Here is a 16,159-nt window from a genome sequence, read left to right on the forward strand (position 1 = left end):
GCCCGTTCGTTGCCCTCCCCACGGCGGTTTCGCGCGGTGTCCCGCCGCCGGGCCCTCGCGCGCGAGAATGGCTGACATGAGTCCCCTCTTCCGACGCAAGCCCGCTCCGCACGAGCGGACGGTCACTCTCATCGGCAAACCCGACTGCCATCTGTGCGACGACGCGCGGCTGGTGGTCGAGAAGGTCTGCGGCGAACTCGGCGTCCCCTGGGAGGAGAAGGACATCACCCGGGACGAGGGGCTCCATGACGAGTACTGGGAACAGATTCCCGTCGTACTCGTCGACGGCCTGCAGCACACCTTCTGGCGGGTGGACGAGGGCCGCCTGCGCAAAGAACTGACCGACTAGTACAAGACTGTACGGAACGTCGCTTAGGATCGATGGCGATCTGGTCTCGGGGGCGGGATTCACGAGGAGTGTGGCGGTTTTGCCCCCTGGGATGCGCCTGGGACGCGTGTGCGTGACCCCGGTCACGTTGGCCGGGCAAATCGGACGCCGTCTTTGTGCACGCGTTCACAAAGACATAGCCTGCTGTCGACGGGGCGGTCTGGTTACGCGTGACCGCCTACAGCCCCGCTCTACCCGCAGGAGCACCGTGGCAACTGGCCGATCTCACCGACCGGCGACCCGTAGCCGAGGGATTCCCGAGGCCACCGTCGCCAGGCTTCCGCTGTACCTCCGCGCGCTGACCGCACTGTCGGAGCGCTCGGTACCCACGGTTTCGTCCGAGGAACTCGCCGCCGCCGCGGGCGTCAACTCCGCGAAGCTGCGCAAGGACTTCTCGTACCTGGGGTCGTACGGCACCCGTGGTGTCGGTTACGACGTCGAGTATCTCGTCTACCAGATCTCGCGTGAGCTGGGGCTCACCCAGGACTGGCCGGTTGTGATCGTCGGTATCGGCAATCTCGGCGCCGCCCTGGCCAACTACGGAGGGTTCGCCTCCCGCGGGTTCCGTGTCGCGGCCCTCATAGACGCGGACCCGGCGATGGCCGGCAAGCCCGTCGCGGGGATCCGCGTGCAGCACTCCGATGAGCTGGAAAAGATCATCGAGGACAACGGCGTGAGCATCGGCGTCATCGCCACTCCCGCCGGTGCCGCCCAGCCGGTCTGCGACCGGCTCGTGGCCGCCGGCGTCACCTCCATCCTGAACTTCGCGCCGACCGTGCTGACCGTCCCGGACGGCGTCGACGTACGCAAGGTCGATCTCTCGATCGAGCTGCAGATCCTCGCCTTCCACGAGCAGCGCAAGGCCGGCGAGGAGGCCGCGGCGAGCGATGGCGCGGGACCGGCCGCCGCCCGCAAGGAGTCCACCGAGCAGGGCCCGGACGGGGACGTACCCGCCGTGATGCCGGCATGAGTCTCCTCGTCGTCGGGCTGAGCCACCGCAGCGCCCCGGTCAGCGTCCTGGAACGGGCCGCGCTGAGCGCGGACGCCCAGATCAAGCTGCTGCAGGACACGGTCGCCGCCGAGCCCGCCACCGAGGCCGCGGTCCTGGCCACCTGCAACCGCATCGAGCTGTACGCCGACGTCGACAAGTTCCACGCCGGTGTCGCCGAGCTGTCCACGCTGCTCGCCCAGCACAGCGGGGTGGGCCTGGAAGAGCTCACGCCCTATCTCTACGTCCACTACGAGGACCGGGCCGTCCATCATCTGTTCTCGGTGGCGTGCGGGCTGGACTCCATGGTCGTGGGCGAGGGGCAGATCCTCGGGCAGATAAAGGACTCGCTGGCCAAGGCGCAGGACCTGCACACCGCGGGACGGCTGCTCAACGACCTGTTCCAGCAGGCGCTGCGGGTCGGCAAGCGCGCCCACTCCGAGACCGGCATCGACCGGGCCGGGCAGTCCCTGGTCACCTTCGGCCTGGAGCAGCTGTCCGCCGGAGCCGACGTCCAGGCCTGGGCTCGCGGCAAGAAGGCGCTGGTCATCGGCGCCGGCTCGATGTCCTCGCTGGCCGCCGCCACCCTCGCGCGGGCCGGGATCACGGAGATCGTGATCGCCAACCGCACCGCCGACCGGGCGGAGCGGCTCGCACAGATACTGACCGAGGGTGACGACACGGACGTGGCGGCCCGCGCGGTACCCATGGGTGCGGTGCCGGCCGAGCTGACACGTGCCGACGTCGTGGTGTCCTGTACCGGGGCGACCGGGCTGGTGCTGTCGGCCGAGACGATCGCGGGGGCGGTCGAGGGCCGCACGCCGGGCGTGTCCGGCGGGAGCGCGGGACAGACGGACGGCGGCTTCGGCCGTACGACAGCGGTGGCGACGGCGACAGCCGCCTCCGGCCCGTCGGCCCCGGCCGCCGAGTCCGCCGCATCCGACGAGCACGCGTCCGCCGGCCTCGGTGCCGAGGAAGGGTGTCCGCTCGATCTGACCGCCGTGCCGGCCACCACCGGTTTCTCCGTGCTCGGCGAGGCCGCCGTGGCCGGAATGGCAGCCTCCGAGCTGGAGCAGCACGCGGCCTGGGTGGACAACGCCCCGCGGCCGCAGAGCTCCACCCCTGCGCCCGCCCCGGTCGTCGTGCTGGACCCCGCCGAGGACGCCGAGGCCATCGCGGCGCTCGCCGCCCTCGCCTCCTCCGTCGGCCGCATCCCCGAGCGCCGTAAGCCCGAGCCGGTCGTCGAGGCCCCGCGCCCCACGCCCGTCCTCTTCCTCCTCGACCTCGCGATGCCCCGCGACATCGACGCGGCCGCGCACCGGCTGGCCGGGGTGCGGCTGGTGGACATCGAGTCGCTGGCCGAGGCCTCCGCCGACGCCCCGATGGCCGCCGACGTCGACCAGGTCCGCCGTATCGTCTCCGACGAGGTCGCGGCCTTCGGGGCGGCGCTCAGGGCCGCGCACATCACGCCCACCGTGGTCGCCCTGCGCACGATGGCCGCCGACGTCGTCGCCAGCGAGATCGCCCGCCTTGAGGGGCGGCTGCCCGAGCTCGACGACAAGCACCGGGGCGAGATCACACAGACCGTCAAGCGCGTCGTCGACAAGCTGCTGCACGCGCCGACCGTACGGGTCAAGCAGCTCGCGGCCGAGCCCGGCGGCGCCGGGTACGCGGACGCGCTGCGCACCCTGTTCGACCTCGACCAGGAGGCGGTGGCCGCCGTCTCCCGGGCCGAAAACGACTCAGAGATCAGCAAGAACCGAGGGCCAGCATGAACAGCAAGGCACTGAGACTCGGGACCAGGCGAAGCAGACTCGCCATGGCCCAGTCCGGGCAAGTGGCGGACGCCGTGAGCCAGGTGACCGGACGGCCCGTCGAGCTCGTCGAGATCACCACCTACGGCGACACCTCCCGCGAGCACCTCGCGCAGATCGGCGGCACGGGTGTGTTCGTCACGGCGCTTCGTGACGCGCTGCTGCGGGGTGAGGTCGACTTCGCGGTTCATTCGCTCAAGGACCTGCCCACCGCGCAGCCCGCGGAACTGGCGCTGGCCGCCGTCCCGCTGCGTGAGGACCCGCGCGACGTGATCGTCGCCCGGGACGCGCTGAAGTTCACCGACCTGCCGCGCGGTGCGCGCATCGGTACGGGTTCGCCGCGCCGCATGGCGCAGCTGAACGCGTACGCGCGCAGCCACGCGCTGGACATACAGACGGTCCCGATCCGGGGCAACGTCGACACCCGGATCCGGTATGTGCAGGACGGTGAGCTGGACGCCGTCGTCCTCGCCGCCGCCGGCCTCAGCCGGATAGGCAGGATCGACGAGGTGACCGACTTCCTGTCGGTCGACACGGTTCTGCCCGCCCCCGGCCAAGGGGCGCTGGCGATCGAGTGCAGGGCGGGGAACACCGCCCAGGACACTGACCTGATCGCGGCAATCGGCGAACTCGACGACCCGTTCACGCGGGCCGCCGTGACCGCCGAAAGGTCACTGCTCGCCGCCCTGGAGGCCGGTTGCAGCGCCCCTGTGGGCGCGCTGGCCGACCTTCTGGCCGACGGGCAGATTGTCAACGAAATGCGCCTGCGCGGCATAGTCGGCACGACCGACGGCACGCGTACGGTGCAGCTGTCCACCACCGGTCCCGTGCCCGAGACGTACGACCAAGCAATGGCGCTCGGCCGTGAACTCGCGGCCGAGATGCTTGCCCAGGGCGCGGCCGGTCTGATGGGGGAGCGAGCACAGTGAGCCCCACCACCCTTCCCACCGGCCTCGATCACGGGCACGTCACCTTCCTCGGTGCCGGACCCGGGGATCCGGGACTGCTGACTCTGCGCGCCGTGGAGGCGCTGGCGAACGCGGACGTACTGGTCGCCGAGCACGACGTGCTCGACGTGGTGCGTCAGCACGCCAGACAGGGCGCCGCCGAGGTGCACACGGACGGGGGCCCTTCGTCGGACCCGCTTCCGGGCACAGGCACACCTCAGCTGGCAGTTGTTGACGGCTCGTCAACAACCGCTGGTGTCCCCGTGGTACGGGATGCCGCACATCTTGTCATGGAGGCCGCGCGGGGCGGCAGGCGGGTCGTGCGTGCGGTGTCCGGGGATCCCGGACTCGACGCGTACGCCGCCGAGGAGATGCTCGCCTGCGCCCGCGCCGGCGTGCCCTTCGAGGTGGTGCCCGGTGTCGCCACCGCCGTCGGCGTACCCGCGTACGCCGGTGTTCCGCTGCGGGACGCCGAGGGCGCGGACGTGCGGTTCGTCGATGCGCGCACGGCCTCGGACCGGTGCTGGACGGAGGTGGGGGCGTCGGACGGGACCGTGGTCGTGTCGACGACGCTGGACTCCGTCGGTGCCGCAGCCGGTGAACTGGTGTCGGCCGGCCGTAAGCCCGATACGCCGATGACCGTGACGGTGGCTGGTACGACCACTCGTCAGCGGACCTGGGCGGCGACGCTCGGCACCATCGCGCAGACCCTGAAGCAGGCCAAGGTGCTGCCGTCGCCCGAGGGCGGCCGGCCGGTGATAGCCGTGGTCGGTGAGCGTTCCGCCGCCGCCCAGCGCGACCAGTTGTCGTGGTTCGAGTCCAAGCCGCTGTTCGGCTGGAAGGTTCTCGTGCCGCGTACGAAGGAGCAGGCGGCGTCGCTCTCCGACCAGCTGCGGTCCTACGGGGCCGTGCCGCACGAGGTGCCGACCATCGCCGTGGAGCCGCCGCGCACGCCCCAGCAGATGGAGCGGGCTGTGAAGGGTCTCGTCACCGGGCGCTACGAGTGGATCGCCTTCACCTCGGTGAACGCGGTCAAGGCCGTGCGGGAGAAGTTCGAGGAGTACGGGCTCGACGCGCGGGCCTTCGCGGGGATCAAGGTCGCTGCGGTGGGCGAGCAGACGGCGAAGGCGCTGGTCGCCTTTGGCGTGAAGCCGGACCTGGTGCCCAGCGGCGAGCAGTCGGCTGCGGGGCTGCTGGAGGACTGGCCGCCGTACGACCCCGTTTTCGATCCGATCGACCGGGTGTTCCTGCCGCGGGCGGACATCGCCACGGAGACTCTTGTCGCCGGGCTCATCGAGCTGGGCTGGGAGGTCGACGACGTCACCGCGTACCGGACCGTGCGGGCGTCGCCGCCGCCGGCTGACACCCGGGAGGCGATCAAGGGGGGTGGCTTCGACGCCGTTCTCTTCACGTCGTCCTCCACCGTGCGCAACCTGGTGGGTATCGCCGGGAAGCCGCACAACGTGACGGTGATCGCCTGCATCGGGCCGGCCACCGCGAAGACCGCCGAAGAGCATGGGCTGCGGGTGGATGTGATGGCTCCGGAGCCGTCCGTGCACAGGCTGGCCGAAGCGCTGGCTGACTTCGGGTTGCGGCGGCGGGCTGCCGCGCGGGAGGCCGGGGACGCGGTTACTCGGCCGAGTGAGCGGCGGCCGGGGGCTCGGCGGCGGCGTACGACCTGAGGTGGGTGGGGGTGCGCGTCCCTGGGGCGCTGCGCCCCCAGACCCCCGCTTCGGCCCTGACGGGCCTCGTCCTCAAACGCCGGACGGGCTGGATGTGCGCCCGACGGGCTGGATGTGCTCACGCGCGCTGTGGGGTCACCGTGTGCCCGTAGCGCAGCAGGTTGCCTGGGTCGTATGTCGCCTTCGTGTGGCTCAGGCGGGTGTAGACCTCGTCCGTCCAGGCGCGCGCCCGGTCCTTCTCGTTCCCCGGTGTGCCGTGGAGGTTGACCATCGTGTGGCCCGTGCTGTGCGGGGCCATCGCGGTGTGCAGGGCCGTCGTCGCTGATTCCACGGCTGCCGCGAACTCGGCGTCGGGCAGGACGCCGACCGTTTCCAGGATGTAGCTGGCGTCGCGGGCGCAGATGGCGTCCTCGATGCCGGCGGGGCGGGAGAGTTCGCCGCCCATGTGGCGCAGCTCGACCAGGAGGAGCGGGAGGCCGGGGACGGCCGGGCCCGCCTGGTTGAGGAACGTCGTGAGGGCGCCCGGGGGCAGCGCCCTGAGAAGGGTGCAGGCTTCGCGGGCGGGGAGCGGGTCCCGCGGGTCCAGGTAGATGCGGTCCATGGCCGCGTACGGCATCACCTCCACGGTGTCGAGGATGACCGGGGCGGCCTCGCGCAGGGGTGCCAGCAGGTGCTCGCCCTCCTGCGGGTCGCCGGTCCAGGCCAGCGCGACGCGGGCCCAGAAGCCGCCGCGCAGGGGCTCGGGGATCTCCGGGAGCGGCGGGAGGCGCAGGAGGGTGTACGCGCTGCACATCTCGGTGGGGAGGGTGGTCGTCCAGTCGGCCCAGGTGCGGAGCACCGCCTCCGCGTGTTCGCCGGAGAAGTAGAGGCCGCCGCCCAGCACCGTGGTGAGCGGGAGCAGGTCGAAGGTCAGCTCGGTGACCACGCCCACGTTGCCCTTGCCGCCGCGCAGGGCCCAGAAGAGGTCGGGTTCGGTGTCGGCGGTCGCCGTGCGCAGGGTGGCGTCGGGGGTGACCACCTGGAAGGAGCGGACCCGGTCGGCCGCGTAGCCGTAGGCCCGGCCGAGGATGGGGAGACCGCCGCCCAGGGTGTAGCCGACGACGCCCGCGTCCGAGGAGGAGCCGTTGAGCGGGGCGAGGCCGTGCGGGGCGGCCGCCTCCAGGACGTGGCGCCACCTCGCGCCGGCGGCGACCGTCGCCGTGCGTTCGGCCGGGTCGATCGTCACGTCCGTCAGGCGGGTGGTGCTGATGAGCAGTCCGCCGTCGATCGGGAAGTTCGCGCCGTGGCCGGTGGCCTGGACGGCGACGGGGGTGTCGGTGGCCGCGGCCCAGCGCATCGCGGTGACGATGTCGTCGGTGCCCCTCGCTCCGACGACGATGTCGGGACGGTGGATGGCGGCCAGGTTGAAGCCGGTGACCTCGGAGACGTAGGCGTCGTCGCCCGGGCGCAGGACGGGCCCGCGGATCTCGGACAGGGCGAACAGGTCCGGAGTGTGGTGGGTGGTGGTCATCTCGTCCTCCGCGGTGCGTGACGGAGGGACGGCGGCGGCGGGTGGCGTCAGGGGCCGTCGGGGTCCTTGTTCGGTCGGTTCTCCCAGGATGAACCCGGGGGGCGAGGGGCGCATGGCGGGTGTCCGGGCGCCGACGGCCCGTCGGCAAAGGTGTCCCTGAGCCGGGCGTAGCGTAGGCGGCATGACGACGTACGGATCCTTTCCCGGCACCCGGCCGCGGCGGCTGCGCACCACTCCCGTCATGCGGCGCATGGTCGCCGAGACTCGGCTGCACCCCGCGGACTTCATCCTCCCGGCGTTCGTGCGCGAGGGCGTGAGCGAGCCCGTGCCGATCGCCGCCATGCCCGGCGTCGTACAGCACACGCGCGACACCCTGAAGAAGGCGGCTGCCGAGGCGGTGGCGGCCGGGATCTCCGGGATCATGCTGTTCGGCGTGCCGGAGGAGGAGAAGAAGGACGCCCTCGGGACGCCGGGGACGGACCCTGACGGGATTCTGCAGGTCGCGATCCGCGACGTGCGGGCCGAGGTGGGCGACGACCTGCTCGTCATGTCCGATCTGTGTCTCGACGAGACGACCGATCACGGGCATTGCGGGGTGCTCGACGCGGAAGGCCGCGTCGACAACGACGCCACCCTTGAGCGGTACGCCGAGATGGCGCAGGTCCAGGCCGACGCGGGCGCCCATGTGGTGGGGCCGAGCGGGATGATGGACGGGCAGATCGGGGTCGTCCGTGACGCGCTCGACCAGATCGGGCGGGAGGATGTCGCGGTCCTCGCCTACACCGCGAAGTACGCGTCCGCCTTCTACGGGCCGTTCCGCGAGGCCGTCGGCTCGTCGCTGAAGGGCGACCGCAAGACGTACCAGCAGGATCCGGCGAACGTCCGCGAGTCCCTGCGGGAGCTGGCGCTCGATCTCGAAGAGGGCGCCGACATGGTGATGGTCAAGCCGGCCGGGCCCTACCTCGACGTCCTGGCGCGTGTCGCCGATGCCGTGGACGTGCCGGTGGCCGCCTACCAGATCTCCGGCGAGTACTCGATGGTCGAGGCCGCCGCCGAGAAGGGCTGGATCGACCGCGACCGGGCGATCCTGGAGACGCTGACCGGCATCAGGCGGGCGGGCGCGCAGAACATCCTGACGTACTGGGCCGTGGAGGCCGCGCAGAAGCTGCAGCGCTGAGTTTTGGCGGGAGCGGCGCTCACGGAGCCGACGGCGAGGGCGTCCGCCCGTGGGCCGAGGGCGAGGTGGGGCTGCTCACGGACGACGGACCCTCGTCGCGCAGGCCCTCGCCGTCCTTGCACGCCGTCAGCACGAGCGCGGCGAGCGCGGCCGTCGCGGCGAGGAGCAGCCGGGCTCGGGTGCGGGTGGGGGATGCGGACATGGCGCGGCCCTCTCGATCGCGAACTGGGGGTCGGGGCACCAGCCTGCGTCGTGAACGGACCGGCTCGCCACACTCCCCGCGCGATTCGGGACGCCGGACCGATGGGATGCCCTCTGACCTGCGGGGACGTCATGTCCCGGAGGTGCGGTCCGGGACGCTTCGCCGGCCCATGGCCTGCTCCGGAGCTGTGAGACCACGGCACGGGCACCATCAAGTTCCGCCGGGAATCGGGTCGTTGACGACCGGGCGCCGACTCCTGGACGACCTCGTCGTTGGCTCGTGAAGACCACTCCGCGGCTCGTGAAGACCACTCCGCGGCTCGTGAAGACCACTCCGCGGCTCGTGAAGACCACCCCGCCCCGCCGCGGGGACGCCGATGTCCGGTGACGCCCTCAGCCAGGATCCCGCCGAGCCGAGAAGGTGGATCGACACCACCAAGGCCCACCCTGTCCGCGTCTACGACGTCTTCCCCGGCGGCAAGGACGTGGCGGTGGGCGGCAAGGACGCGGCGGTCGGCGGCAAGGACTGAGGGAGCGGACGTCCGTATCCAGGCCGGTGTCCGTATCCGCGTCCGCATCGCGGAAACCTGCTTGTAGGCAGCACCTACATCCCTAGGCTGCGGTGCTGAGCCGCCGTCACCGCAGCCGAAGGAGCCGTGCCATGACCGTCGCGCCCGCCCCAGCCCCCGTGCCGTCCCTGGCCGCGCGTGCTTCTTCGATCGGCGGTTCGCCGGTACGGGACATCCTGGCCGTCACGGCCCGCCCCGAGGTGATCAACTTCGCTGGCGGGCTGCCGGCGCCCGAGCTGTTCGACGCGGAGGGAATCGCCCGGGCGTACCGGGCGGTGCTCGCGGAGTCGTCCGCACAGGCTCTGCAGTACTCCACGACGGAGGGCGAGCCGGCGCTGCGGGCCGCGCTCGCCGCGCGCACCTCGGCACGCGGGCTGCCCACGAACCCCGACGACCTCCTCGTCACCACCGGCTCCCAGCAGGCGCTGTCCCTGCTGGCGACGGCCCTGCTGGAGCCCGGGGACGTCGTCCTCGTCGAAAGTCCCTGTTACCTGGCGGCGCTACAGGTCTTCGCGTTCGCGGGCGCGCGGGTGGTGGCCGTGCCCGGAGACGGGGACGGTGTCGATCCCGGCGCGCTGGAGGAACTGGTGGTGCGGGAGCGGCCCAAGCTGCTGTACACCGTGCCGACGTTCCAGAACCCGACCGGCCGCACCATGCCGGCCGGACGGCGGGCGGCCGTGGCGTCGGTGGCCGCGCGCCGGGGACTGTGGATCATCGAGGACGACCCCTACGGCGAGCTCCGCTTCGAGGGCGAGCGGGTGCCGTGGATCGCCTCGTACGAGGAGGCGGCGGACCGGACCGTGCTGCTCGGTTCCTTCTCCAAGGTCATGGCCCCGGGCCTGCGGCTCGGCTGGCTGCGGGCGCCGGGGGAGCTGCGGCGCGCGTGTGTCGTCGCCAAGCAGGCCGCCGACCTGCACACTCCGACCGTCAACCAGCTGGCGGCGACTCGGTACTTGGCGGACAGCGACCTGGACGCGCACGTGGCGCGGGTCGCGGGCGTGTACGGCGAGCGCCGGGACGCCATGCTCGCCGGACTGGCCACGGCGCTTCCCGAGGGCTCGGCCTGGGACCGGCCCGAGGGCGGCATGTTCCTCTGGGCGCGTCTGCCCGAGTCGTACGACACCACCGCGCTGCTGCCCCGGGTGGTGCGGCACGACGTGGCGTACGTCCCGGGCGCGCCCTTCTACGCCGGCGACCCCGACCGCTCGACCCTGCGGCTGTGCTTCGTGACGCAGACACCGGAGGAGATCCGGGAGGGGCTGAGGAGGCTGGGGGAGGGGTTGAGGGAGAGGTTGAGGTAGGAGTTGAGGGAGAGGATGGGCGGCCAGGGCCCGTCGGCCTGGAAGCCGAACCAGAACCCGGCCCGGATCCCGACGAGGATCCCGACCCGTAACGCGGACGATCATGAGGCGTTATCGAGAGCGGAAGAAACGTCACATTCCACACATGGAGGTCTCTCATGCTCGGTACTCTCGTCGGTGGCCTGCTCGCTGCTGTGGTTGCCCTCCTGCACGGGGTTCTCGGCGTCCTCTGAAGGACGTCGGCGCCCTCTGGAAGGACGCAGGAACGTCTCCCGCCCGGAAGAAGCGGCCCGGCACCGCCCAGGACCAAAGGCGGGGGGCGGCTCCTACTGTGGGCGGGGGACGGGATGCGAGGGGTGTGCCTACGGTGGCGGCATGTCCGACACGGCGGAGTTCGACCTTGACGCGTATCTCGGGCGGATCGGCTGGGGAGGAGAGCGGCGGGCCGGTGCGGCGACCCTGCGCGGTGTGCATCTCGCCCACATGAGGGGCATCCCGTTCGAGAACCTGGACGCCCTGCGCCGTACCGCCCCCTCCCTCGACCCCGCGGACCTGACGGCGAAGCTGGTGCACAGCCGGCGCGGGGGCTACTGCTACGAGCAGAACACGCTCTTCGCCGGCGCGCTGGAGGCGCTGGGCTTCGGTGTGACCCGGCTGGCCGCGCGGGTCGTGGTGGGCGCCGACCGCATCGAGAGCCGACCGCGCACCCATATGACGCTGCTGGTCGAAGCACCCGGCGACCCTCAGCCGTATCTGGCCGATGTCGGCTTCGGGGCGATCGGCGCGCTGCTGGAGCCGGTGCCGCTGACGGCCGGACCAGAGTTCCGGGACGCGGAGCGACGGCACCGGCTCGTCCATGTGCCGCACCGGGGGCCGTCGGAGATGTGGGTGCTCGAGGCCTACGACCGGGTCAAGGGCGACTGGGCTCGGCAGTACGCCTTCACCCTGGAGCCCTTTGAGAAGCCCGACTTCGACGTCATCAACTGGCACATCGCCACCAACCCCCGCTCGCCGTTCACCCAGCGGCTCTACGTCGAGAGCGTCACCGCCGAACGCCATCTCCTGCTCCACGGACCTCTGTTGACCGAGACGCGGGCGGACGGAACCGTGCGGGAGCGGGAGTTGGCGGACGAGACAGAGGTGCGGCGGCTGCTGGACGTGGAGTTCGGGATCGAGGCGCCGACCGGGATGACGCTGCTGGTCTGAGGTCCGGGCGGACCGTCAGTCCCACCAGAAGTGCCAGGCCGGCTGGTTGAGGAGCTGGTGCTCGGCGTACGCGGTCAGGGTCGGGTCGCCGCCCTGCCAGATGTTGTCCGGGCAGAACGCGAAGTGCTCGGCGGCCAGGGCCTGGGCCTCGGCGAGGGTGGTGGGCGGGGTGGCGACGGACACCAGCAGCTGGTCGAAGCCGAGGGCCACCACCCGTATGCCGAACCGGGCCTCCCAGGAGCGCAGCACCGCGGACATCCGGGCCGTGTCACCCTCGTGGTTCGCCGGGCCCGTCCAGCCGATCACCGTGGGGATGTCGGCGCTGCGGCGGGCCGGGACGAGGGCGAGGCGGGGGTCCTTGAGCGGGTCGCCGGCGTCGAGGAGGGAGTCCACGACGCCGGCGGCGACGGATTCGGGGTCCGTGCCGGTGCCGGTGTTGGCGTCGGTGCGGGGGGTGTTGGCCAGGCCCGGCCAGTCCGCGTCATCCTCCGCGCACTCGTCCCAGAAGTCCTCCAGGACCTCCTCTGCCTCGTGATCACCCGGATACGACATCTCCGCGGGCATCAACTGCCAAAGCTCCGGCGAGCCGTGACCCGCGCCGACATCGAGCACGACGGGGAGCAGTCCGGCCGCCGGTGCCGTACCACTGAGCGCGGCCCAGTCGCCGGGAGCCGCCGGGCCGTCCGCCAGCCACAGCAGCGGCTCGTGCCACGAGCAGTCGTCGGTCGCGTCGACCAGCCCGCCGGGCGGGAGGTGCAGGCCGAGGGACGCGAGCCTCGGCAGCGGGTTCGGAAGTGTCGCCATGTCCGTGACTGTAGAGGCAGCCACTGACAACGGCCGGACCCGGAACGGACCCGCTCACCTGGTCTCGGTGAACGCCTGCCAGGCAGTGGGGGAGACAGTGAGGGTGGGGGCGGTTTCGGCGGTTTTGGAGTCACGGATGTGGATGGCGTGGGGGGAGGCGGCGACCTCGACGCACTGGCCGCCCTCGCTGCCGCTGTAGCTCGACTTGAACCACTTGAGTGCGCTGCTCATTTGACTCCTAGCAGACGGTCGAGCAGGCACTTCGACTCCTGTGGAGTCATGGCCTGTGACCGCAGCATCGCATACTTGCGCGCAAGGATGGACACCTCGTCGGGGTGAGCGACCCACTGGCTGCCGCGCGGGCCTTCGGTGTAGGCGAGGAGGTGGTGATCGGGCGTCTCCAAGAGTGTGAAGGGGCCGTCCAGGGTCACCGTCCCCGCCACGAGCGCGACACGCAGCGCCCGGGTGGGAACCCGCACCTGCTCACCGGGATCCGTCGGCAGCAACTCCCGTTCCACCAGGGCCACTTCCGCCACGGCGGCCGTATTCCGGCCCCTGCCCCAGACCTCGGCGGCGACCTCCTGCAGCGCCAGCAGCCGGGTCGGATCCTCGCCTCCGATCCGGGCCAGCGCCTCCACGGCCTCCCGCGGCGGCAGCGAACGGGCGCCCAGATACCGCTCCCACGACTTGGGGCTGTACCCCGTCCTGGCCGCCAGCTGCCTGAGGCTCAGTCCGCTGTGGTCCTTCAGCCGGCGTAAGCGCACCACCAACTGCCGCACGGGCGGGTCCAGTTCAGCGGGCAGCGCTCTCCAACGCGACATGTTTCCCCCACACGCGTTCATGGCCGGTGGCCGTGGTCAGTGGCCGCCGCACCCCCGCCGCATTGTGCATCAGGCGTTCACGGTTCGCACACAAACGTGGTTCGCGCACCGATAGGAAACCAGCCACCGCCCGCCACGGCCGTCCCGTCGCACCGTCCCACCGGACGGCATCCCCGCAGGCCGGCGCCGGGGCGTCCCACCGCACCGTCACTTTCGGGGCAACTCTGGCCGCCCGGCGCGCCCGCCCCGCACTCTCTTCTCGCCACCACCAACGACCCGAGAGGGACACGTATGCGATCGAACGCCTTGGCCAGGACCCTGGTCAGCGCCGCCGCAGTGATCGGACTCGCCGCCGGCGGCCTGGCCACCACGGGCACCAGCTTCGCCGCGTCCGCGCCGGGCGCCGGCGCCCGGTCCGCGTCCATCCTCGCGACGCAGAACTTCGGCCTGAGCAGCCGGCAGGCCAAGAACATGCAGTGCTTCCTGAGGACCGCTCCGGCGAGCTACACCGGCGCCATCGACGGACAGCTGGGCACCAACAGCTGGAAGGCGTTCCAGCGCTGGCTGAGGGAGTACTGGGACTACAACGACTCCATCGACGGGGACCCCGGCCCCAACACGATCAGGGCGCTGCAGCGCGAGCTGGCCTTCGGCTGGGGGTACACCGGCGCCATCGACGGGATCGCCGGATCGGGGACCAAGGCCGCGTTCAAGCGGCTCGCCAACGACAACAGCGTCTTCTACCCCTGCTAGTGCTACGACAAGCAACGTTCGCCCCGTCGCGACGCCCGGCACGCTCCCCCACTGCCTCCGGTAGCCGGCCTCGGGCAGCTCACCCCTGACAGCCGCCCGATGCCGACGGCCCGCCCTCCCCGTAAGGAGAGGACGGGCCGCCGTGCGTCGTACCGCCCAGCGGATCAGAGCCGCTCGGGCGTCCGGATGCCCAGCAGGGCCATGCCCCGGTGCAGGGTGCGGGCCGTCATGTCGCACAGGAACAGACGGTTCTCGACCTGCGCCGGGGTGTCCGCCTTCAGGACCGGGCACTTGTCGTAGAACGACGTGTACAGCGACGCCAGCTGGTACAGATACGCGGCCAGCCTGTGCGGGGCGTACTCCGCGGACGCCTCGAAGACCGTGTCGCCGAACGCGTCCAGGTGCAGACCCAACGCCCGCTCCGCCGGGGCGAGTTCGAGCTCGGGATGCGCGACCGGCGGCGTCTCGCCCGCCTTGCGCAGGATCGACTGGATCCGGGCGTACGCGTACTGCAGGTACACGCTCGTGTCGCCGTTCAACGACACCATCTGGTCCAGGTCGAACTTGTAGTCCCGGTTGGGCGACGTCGACAGGTCCGCGTACTTCACGGCACCGATGCCGACCTGCGCGGCCCGCTCCTGGATCTCGTCCTCGGTGAGATCCTGCGCCTTCTCCCGTACGACCCCGGCGGCCCGCTGCACCGCCTCGTCCAGCAGATCCTCCAGCCGTACGGTCTCGCCCTCACGCGTCTTGAACGGCTTGCCGTCCGCGCCGAGCACCGTGCCGTAGCCCATGTTGTGCGCGGTGACGCCGTCGCGCAGCCAGCCCGCCCGCCGGGCCGTCTCGAAGACCATCCGGAAGTGCAGGGACTGGCGTACGTCCACGACGTACAGCAGCGTCGACGCGTGCAGGTCGAAGACACGGTTGCGGATCGCGGTCAGGTCGGAGGCCGCGTAGCCGAAGCCGCCGTCCGCCTTCTGCACGATCAGCGGAACCGGCTGGTCGTCCTTGCCGCGGATCTCGTCGAAGAAGACGACCAGCGCACCCTCGGAGCGCACCGCGACACCCATCTCCTCCAGGAGGCGGACGGTCTCGGGCATGCCCTCGTTGTACGCGGACTCGCCGACGATCTCCTCGTCGCGGATCTCCATGTCCAGCTTCTCGAAGACCGAGTAGAAGTAGACCTTCGACTCGTCCACGAACTGCTGCCACAGTTCGAGCGTCTCCTTGTCACCGGACTGCAGGGCGACGACCCGCCCCCGCGCCCGCTCCTTGAACTCCTCGTCCGAGTCGAAGACCGCACGCGACGCCTTGTACACCCGGTTCAGGTTGCTCATCGCCTGCTCGCCGTCGACGTCGGCCGCCGGGGCCAGCTCGCCGGGGTTCTCGAACAGGTACTGGATGAGCATGCCGAACTGGGTGCCCCAGTCGCCGATGTGGTGCCGGCCGATCGTCTGCTCGCCGGTGAAGTCGAGCATGCCCCGCAGAGCGTCACCGATGACCGCCGACCGCAGGTGACCGACGTGCATCTCCTTCGCCACGTTCGGCTGGGCGTAGTCGACGACCGTGATGCCCGCGTTCTCCTTCAGCGGCACACCGAGACGCTCACCGTCCGCGTACCGCGCGGCGAGGTTCTCGGTGATCGCCCTGTCCGCGATCGTGATGTTCAGGAAGCCGGGCCCGGAGACCTCGACGTCCTGGACCACGTCACCGGTGACGATGCCGCCGACGACCTGCGTCGCCAGCTCCCGCGGGTTCGCCTTCGCCTTCTTGGCCAGCGCGAGGACGCCGTTGGCCTGGAAGTCGGCCCGGTCACTACGTCGCAGCAGCGGGTCGACGCCGTCGGCTTCCGGGAGGGCGGAAGTGAGGGCGTCGGCGAGGCGCTGGTTGACGAGATCCGTGAGTGACGCGACCGAGGTCATGGGGTGGGAGCCGTTCTCCTCGTGGGATTGATAGACGCGGCCAGTATCCCATGGGGGGTGAAGCGGTTTTCTGGCT

At 71.3% G+C, this 16,159-nt stretch carries 15 protein-coding genes and 1 pseudogene; 10 read left to right on the forward strand and 6 right to left on the reverse strand.

Annotated elements, in window-relative coordinates:
* The first annotated feature begins 67 nt into the window (after positions 1 to 67).
* The 5 genes from OOK07_RS24760 to OOK07_RS24780 all read left to right on the forward strand — a co-directional run bounded on the left by OOK07_RS24760 (position 68) and on the right by OOK07_RS24780 (position 5,819).
* The gene (locus OOK07_RS24760; protein WP_266682935.1) at positions 68 to 349 is read left to right on the forward strand and encodes a glutaredoxin family protein; all 282 of its coding nucleotides are present in this window, start codon (positions 68 to 70) and stop codon (positions 347 to 349) included.
* 247 nt (positions 350 to 596) lie between these two features.
* On the forward strand, positions 597 to 1,358 hold the full coding sequence (locus OOK07_RS24765) for a redox-sensing transcriptional repressor Rex (RefSeq protein WP_266682936.1): 762 nt from the start codon (positions 597 to 599) through the stop codon (positions 1,356 to 1,358).
* A complete protein-coding gene (locus OOK07_RS24770) occupies positions 1,355 to 3,151 on the forward strand; it encodes a glutamyl-tRNA reductase (RefSeq protein ID WP_266682937.1) in 1,797 nt (598 codons plus the stop codon). Before OOK07_RS24765 ends, OOK07_RS24770 begins: the two co-directional genes overlap by 4 nt.
* Positions 3,148 to 4,119, forward strand: coding sequence for a hydroxymethylbilane synthase (gene hemC, locus OOK07_RS24775; RefSeq protein ID WP_266682938.1), 972 nt, complete (start codon positions 3,148 to 3,150; stop codon positions 4,117 to 4,119). The genes OOK07_RS24770 and hemC overlap by 4 nt, the downstream gene beginning before the upstream one ends.
* The gene (locus tag OOK07_RS24780; RefSeq protein ID WP_266682939.1) at positions 4,116 to 5,819 is read left to right on the forward strand and encodes a bifunctional uroporphyrinogen-III C-methyltransferase/uroporphyrinogen-III synthase; all 1,704 of its coding nucleotides are present in this window, start codon (positions 4,116 to 4,118) and stop codon (positions 5,817 to 5,819) included. The genes hemC and OOK07_RS24780 overlap by 4 nt, the downstream gene beginning before the upstream one ends.
* A gap of 118 nt (positions 5,820 to 5,937) precedes the next feature.
* On the opposite strand, the gene OOK07_RS24785 is transcribed toward OOK07_RS24780, so the two are convergent.
* The gene (locus OOK07_RS24785) at positions 5,938 to 7,329 is read right to left on the reverse strand and encodes an FAD-binding oxidoreductase (protein WP_266798557.1); all 1,392 of its coding nucleotides are present in this window, start codon (positions 7,327 to 7,329) and stop codon (positions 5,938 to 5,940) included.
* Between the two features lie 181 nt (positions 7,330 to 7,510).
* Here OOK07_RS24785 and hemB point away from each other — a divergent pair, with 181 nt between their 5' ends.
* Positions 7,511 to 8,506, forward strand: a complete 996-nt coding sequence (gene hemB / locus OOK07_RS24790) for a porphobilinogen synthase (protein WP_266682941.1) — start codon at positions 7,511 to 7,513, stop codon at positions 8,504 to 8,506.
* A 19-nt stretch (positions 8,507 to 8,525) separates the two neighbouring features.
* Here the strand turns inward: hemB and OOK07_RS24795 are convergent, their stop codons facing one another.
* Positions 8,526 to 8,708, reverse strand: a complete 183-nt coding sequence (locus OOK07_RS24795; protein WP_266682942.1) for a hypothetical protein — start codon at positions 8,706 to 8,708, stop codon at positions 8,526 to 8,528.
* A 376-nt stretch (positions 8,709 to 9,084) separates the two neighbouring features.
* On the opposite strand from OOK07_RS24795, the pseudogene OOK07_RS24800 reads away from it, so the two are divergent.
* The 3 genes and pseudogenes from OOK07_RS24800 to OOK07_RS24810 all read left to right on the forward strand — a co-directional run.
* Positions 9,085 to 9,219 (forward strand): annotated as a pseudogene (locus OOK07_RS24800) (SAM-dependent methyltransferase); the annotation flags it as partial.
* 149 nt (positions 9,220 to 9,368) lie between these two features.
* Positions 9,369 to 10,577, forward strand: a complete 1,209-nt coding sequence (locus tag OOK07_RS24805; protein ID WP_266798560.1) for an aminotransferase-like domain-containing protein — start codon at positions 9,369 to 9,371, stop codon at positions 10,575 to 10,577.
* Between the two features lie 375 nt (positions 10,578 to 10,952).
* A complete protein-coding gene (locus OOK07_RS24810; protein WP_266798562.1) occupies positions 10,953 to 11,783 on the forward strand; it encodes an arylamine N-acetyltransferase family protein in 831 nt (276 codons plus the stop codon).
* 15 nt (positions 11,784 to 11,798) lie between these two features.
* Here the strand turns inward: OOK07_RS24810 and OOK07_RS24815 are convergent, their stop codons facing one another.
* From OOK07_RS24815 to OOK07_RS24825, 3 genes are read right to left on the reverse strand one after another with little or no spacing between them, the layout of a single operon-like run.
* Positions 11,799 to 12,587, reverse strand: a complete 789-nt coding sequence (locus OOK07_RS24815) for a DUF4253 domain-containing protein (protein ID WP_266682944.1) — start codon at positions 12,585 to 12,587, stop codon at positions 11,799 to 11,801.
* Positions 12,588 to 12,641: 54 nt separating this feature from the next.
* Complete coding sequence (locus tag OOK07_RS24820; RefSeq protein ID WP_266798564.1) at positions 12,642 to 12,818, reverse strand: DUF397 domain-containing protein; 177 nt, start codon at positions 12,816 to 12,818, stop codon at positions 12,642 to 12,644.
* Positions 12,815 to 13,408, reverse strand: coding sequence for a Scr1 family TA system antitoxin-like transcriptional regulator (locus OOK07_RS24825; protein ID WP_266798566.1), 594 nt, complete (start codon positions 13,406 to 13,408; stop codon positions 12,815 to 12,817). The genes OOK07_RS24820 and OOK07_RS24825 overlap by 4 nt, the downstream gene beginning before the upstream one ends.
* A 291-nt stretch (positions 13,409 to 13,699) precedes the next feature.
* Between OOK07_RS24825 and OOK07_RS24830 the strand changes: the two genes are divergently transcribed.
* Positions 13,700 to 14,161: a peptidoglycan-binding domain-containing protein gene (locus OOK07_RS24830; protein ID WP_266798568.1), complete on the forward strand. Its 462-nt coding sequence runs from the start codon at positions 13,700 to 13,702 to the stop codon at positions 14,159 to 14,161.
* Between the two features lie 164 nt (positions 14,162 to 14,325).
* On the opposite strand, the gene argS is transcribed toward OOK07_RS24830, so the two are convergent.
* Positions 14,326 to 16,083, reverse strand: a complete 1,758-nt coding sequence (gene argS, locus OOK07_RS24835; RefSeq protein ID WP_266682950.1) for an arginine--tRNA ligase — start codon at positions 16,081 to 16,083, stop codon at positions 14,326 to 14,328.
* Positions 16,084 to 16,159 lie beyond the last annotated feature (76 nt).

Origin of the sequence: Streptomyces sp. NBC_00078 (genome assembly GCF_026343335.1) — a bacterium.
GTDB lineage: Bacteria > Actinomycetota > Actinomycetes > Streptomycetales > Streptomycetaceae > Streptomyces.

Bases quoted from the DNA above. Each gene is read 5' to 3' on its own strand.
- OOK07_RS24760 (WP_266682935.1), top strand. From the start codon at position 68: ATGGCTGACATGAGTCCCCTCTTCCGACGCAAGCCCGCTCCGCACGAG.
- OOK07_RS24770 (WP_266682937.1), top strand. From the start codon at position 1,355: ATGAGTCTCCTCGTCGTCGGGCTGAGCCACCGCAGCGCCCCGGTCAGC.
- hemC (WP_266682938.1), top strand. From the start codon at position 3,148: ATGAACAGCAAGGCACTGAGACTCGGGACCAGGCGAAGCAGACTCGCC.
- OOK07_RS24785 (WP_266798557.1), bottom strand. From the start codon at position 7,329: ATGACCACCACCCACCACACTCCGGACCTGTTCGCCCTGTCCGAGATC.
- hemB (WP_266682941.1), top strand. From the start codon at position 7,511: ATGACGACGTACGGATCCTTTCCCGGCACCCGGCCGCGGCGGCTGCGC.
- OOK07_RS24795 (WP_266682942.1), bottom strand. From the start codon at position 8,708: ATGTCCGCATCCCCCACCCGCACCCGAGCCCGGCTGCTCCTCGCCGCG.
- OOK07_RS24805 (WP_266798560.1), top strand. From the start codon at position 9,369: ATGACCGTCGCGCCCGCCCCAGCCCCCGTGCCGTCCCTGGCCGCGCGT.
- OOK07_RS24810 (WP_266798562.1), top strand. From the start codon at position 10,953: ATGTCCGACACGGCGGAGTTCGACCTTGACGCGTATCTCGGGCGGATC.
- OOK07_RS24815 (WP_266682944.1), bottom strand. From the start codon at position 12,587: ATGGCGACACTTCCGAACCCGCTGCCGAGGCTCGCGTCCCTCGGCCTG.
- OOK07_RS24820 (WP_266798564.1), bottom strand. From the start codon at position 12,818: ATGAGCAGCGCACTCAAGTGGTTCAAGTCGAGCTACAGCGGCAGCGAG.
- OOK07_RS24825 (WP_266798566.1), bottom strand. From the start codon at position 13,408: ATGTCGCGTTGGAGAGCGCTGCCCGCTGAACTGGACCCGCCCGTGCGG.
- OOK07_RS24830 (WP_266798568.1), top strand. From the start codon at position 13,700: ATGCGATCGAACGCCTTGGCCAGGACCCTGGTCAGCGCCGCCGCAGTG.
- argS (WP_266682950.1), bottom strand. From the start codon at position 16,083: ATGACCTCGGTCGCGTCACTCACGGATCTCGTCAACCAGCGCCTCGCC.